The sequence below is a fragment of the Methanosarcinales archaeon genome (assembly GCA_014859725.1).
Lineage (GTDB): Archaea > Halobacteriota > Methanosarcinia > Methanosarcinales > Methanocomedenaceae > Kmv04.
Map to the genome: position 1 here is coordinate 1 of JACUTQ010000216.1, position 3,128 is coordinate 3,128.

The following is a 3,128-nucleotide window of genomic DNA, read 5'->3' on the forward strand; positions in this document are numbered from 1 at the left end:
CTTTTTTTCGTACAATATCATTTTTGTCAGATAATAAATTTATTAATGGTTTAATCCAATCAAAGGTAAAATAGCTGTAGAGTCAAAAATCCTCTTTTTTGCAAGAGATGATATTGCTTTGGCAGCATCTCCACGCACAGTATTATTGCGACTATTTAATGCCGAGATAAGACCTCTAATATCTTTCTTTACCTTCAGTTTGTTCACATCTAACATTGTTCCTGTGCTACCCAATTAATAACCAATATCAACGAAAAAACATCACACAAAGGGAGTGATAAACTCACCCTTATATTTTTTTGCAGTATTTTTTTTCATACCCTCCGAACTCCTCCATAAACATCCCGACCTTTCTCCTCACAGTCTCACTCTGATACTCCAGTTCATCCTCCACCTCACCCATATCAACCCGCTCAACAATCCTCAGTGCATCCCCAATCGCATCAGTTTCATACGTAGTTACCGAATGGCATGCCTTCATAATAAACAGGTCAGTAAGCGATACTATCCAGATACTAAAACCATTGATCTGCTCTTCTATCAACCTGGCAAACATGGACTGTGTCAGAGCAACATCACCTACAGTACCATATGAGATATCAATATACAGGTTCCTCTCAAAATCGATAAATCTCCAGACATTAGCACTCTTCCTGACCTCGAATCCCTGTGCAGTAAGAGCTTTGGCAAACCAGTAACATTCACCCTGGGTGGGAAATACAAAATCAAGGTCACGGGTAGATTTTTTCAATCCATGGTATAATAATGCAGTGCCTCCCACTGTTATTATACGCGGGTCATCCTTGAGCTGTTTACAGATAACATCCAGTTCCTTTTTGACACTTTCCCACGTCCTAAATCTCAAGGGCATCACCAAAGTATTCTCTTAACCCCTTACCATGCACAGGCAGCAAATGGTAATCACGATACACCTTATAGAAATCATCAAGAGTAAAAGCAATATGAACATTCCACCGCTGCTCGACCCTCTCTAAAAAATTGCGCCTTATCGATTGTCTGAATTCGTGATAAGGGAATATTTTATCCTCAATTACACCCCCCTCAATGTTGGTCGGATACTTTTCAGACAGGACCTTACGAAAAGCATCATTATGTTCCAATATATTAGCCACGTCTATCAGTGCAAGTAGATTATACCCAACTCCTGTATTAAAAGCAGCATCAAGAAGTTGAGCAAAATTAATGCTACCTGCATTGTTTATCAGGATGGTTGGAATATCGATAAGATAGTCCTTATCATGCGATTCCAGCATCTGGACAATCTGCTCGGATGTAACTGGTATTTCATCCTGCAAATTAATATTTACCATAGATTACCTATCCTGCTATACATTGTGGGATAATGCATTTTTAATTTCAGTGTTATTGTTACTGCTTCAACTCTCCTTTAATCTGCTCGCCCAATTCCTGTTTCTGGCTTGTCTCTCCTCCGATCTCAGCCAGCAGTTCAGCTCTTAGCCCATCCTGCACATCTGATAATTCCTGATTTCCGCTCATAGCAGCATCCATGGCCGAGGTCATAGTATTGGTTGCAACATTGACCTTTTCCATGCTTGTCCTGATATTAGTCACGGCTTTTTCAAGCTGATCTGTATTTATGCCAAGCTGTTTCTGGTATTTACCCAGATCGTTCCCGATCTCAACAACTTCTTTCAATCCCTGCTGCATTTCGATTACGTCGCCCATGCTCTGGGCCATCTCAACCATACTGCTGATGGTACTGACCTGGCCTTCCAGCATGCTATATCTGCGTGATGATACTCTGAATTCCCTGTCATTACCAGAAGACAGAGCCTGTTTTGATTCTTCCCTGGCTTTCTGCTTCTTTTTCTTGAGTTCATTTTCTCTTGCAGTCAGGCGTTGTTCATGGATTGACAATTTTGTCTTCAACGCATCTGGTGATACTTTTTTCTTAAGCAGTCCCATTTAAAGTTCCTCCTCCATCCTTTTTTGTTTAGCATATCTTATACAGATCTTGACGGCCTCAGAAGTGTTAATCGCAATTCCCAGTTCTACAAGACTATCAAGATAATTCTTTGAATCCTCTGATATTCTTGCGCTAATAGCATAAGATCTTTTAGTCATTGCTTGGCACATCCGTTTTCTATTGTATACAATGGAAAACGTTATATATATATATTCCCTATTTTGCAGTATAAGGAGGTTTATACTGTATACCCAAAAAATGGATGCGAGATGTAAATGATATCGCCAGGGATATTCCAAAACATCAGATTAATGGATTTTTTAGAAAAGATTTGATAATCCAACCAAATGAGAAAGCTGTGATAGTCAAGAACGGTCAGGTTTCAGACATTCTGGATAGTGGAAAAACCAGGATTGGAGGGCTTTTTAAGCCCGGACATTTTTTCAAAGATGTAGAAGTCATCATGATGGATACTTCTCCGAAGGATCTTAACTGGGACGTGAGTGAACTCTGGTCATCTGATAAGCAAAAATTGGGGTGCAAGGGAATTTTGCGATTCAGGGTCAATGATATAAAACGTTTTTTTTCAATGGTATATGCCTATAGTGAAGCAAATTCCAAGGGTGAGCGATTCTTAAGCATCCAGGATATTCATTCTCGCCTTAAAAGCGAGGTTCTGACAAGGGTCCTTGAACCGGAAGTCCACCAGGTACATATGGAAGATATTTACGGAAATCGTGACCTGCAGATCACTATTGAGAATGAACTCGAATCTCAGCTCAAACAGTCCCTGGATATGTGGGGTCTTGAACTGCTGACCCATACAGTAGAGTGGAATCTTGGTGAATATAAGACTGTGCTGGATGCCCACCAGACATTCCAGACAGAAGAGGAACTGGCTGAACTGGATACTCTCTCAAAGGAAGGAGGACATGAGCGGATAGGCAGAGTTGAGGTTGCAGAGGTGCGCGCCATGCATGCCCCTATTTCTGTGGAAAAGGACTTCGGGAGAGAACAGCATCTAAAGGATGCAAAATCACAGCTGGAAATAGAACGTCTGGAAACCGAAGAAGACATGAGGGCTGCACGAGATGGTATTAAAGTTTTAGAGGAGATGAAACTTGCCAAGGCCAGGGGAATGCGTGCCCAATCTGAAGTGGAACAGGACATGAAGGATAGG

The 3,128-nt window shown here is 41.1% G+C and carries 5 protein-coding genes; 1 reads left to right on the plus strand and 4 read right to left on the minus strand.

Annotation, left to right across the window (positions count from 1 at the left end; all coding sequences use genetic code 11):
• Positions 1-289: 289 nt before the first annotated feature.
• Genes IBX40_12295 through IBX40_12310 form a run of 4 tightly spaced genes read right to left on the minus strand, consistent with a single transcriptional unit; the run spans position 290 to position 2,106 of the window.
• Positions 290-865, minus strand: coding sequence for a nucleotidyltransferase (locus IBX40_12295; protein ID MBE0525089.1), 576 nt, complete (start codon positions 863-865; stop codon positions 290-292).
• Entirely contained in the window at positions 855-1,331 is a 477-nt protein-coding gene (locus IBX40_12300) for a hypothetical protein (GenBank protein ID MBE0525090.1), read from the minus strand. Before IBX40_12300 ends, IBX40_12295 begins: the two co-directional genes overlap by 11 nt.
• Positions 1,332-1,389: 58 nt before the next feature.
• Positions 1,390-1,947 carry a hypothetical protein gene (locus IBX40_12305; protein ID MBE0525091.1) on the minus strand — a complete coding sequence of 186 codons (558 nt, stop codon included), beginning with the start codon at positions 1,945-1,947 and terminating at the stop codon, positions 1,390-1,392.
• Entirely contained in the window at positions 1,948-2,106 is a 159-nt protein-coding gene (locus IBX40_12310) for a hypothetical protein (GenBank protein MBE0525092.1), read from the minus strand.
• Between the two features lie 104 nt (positions 2,107-2,210).
• Between IBX40_12310 and IBX40_12315 the strand changes: the two genes are divergently transcribed.
• A partial coding sequence (locus IBX40_12315; protein MBE0525093.1) for an SPFH domain-containing protein occupies positions 2,211-3,128 on the plus strand: 918 nt, incomplete at its 3' end.

Coding starts and splice junctions, on each gene's coding strand:
- IBX40_12300 (MBE0525090.1), bottom strand. CDS start 1,331: ATGGTAAATATTAATTTGCAGGATGAAATACCAGTTACATCCGAGCAG.
- IBX40_12305 (MBE0525091.1), bottom strand. CDS start 1,947: ATGGGACTGCTTAAGAAAAAAGTATCACCAGATGCGTTGAAGACAAAA.
- IBX40_12310 (MBE0525092.1), bottom strand. CDS start 2,106: ATGACTAAAAGATCTTATGCTATTAGCGCAAGAATATCAGAGGATTCA.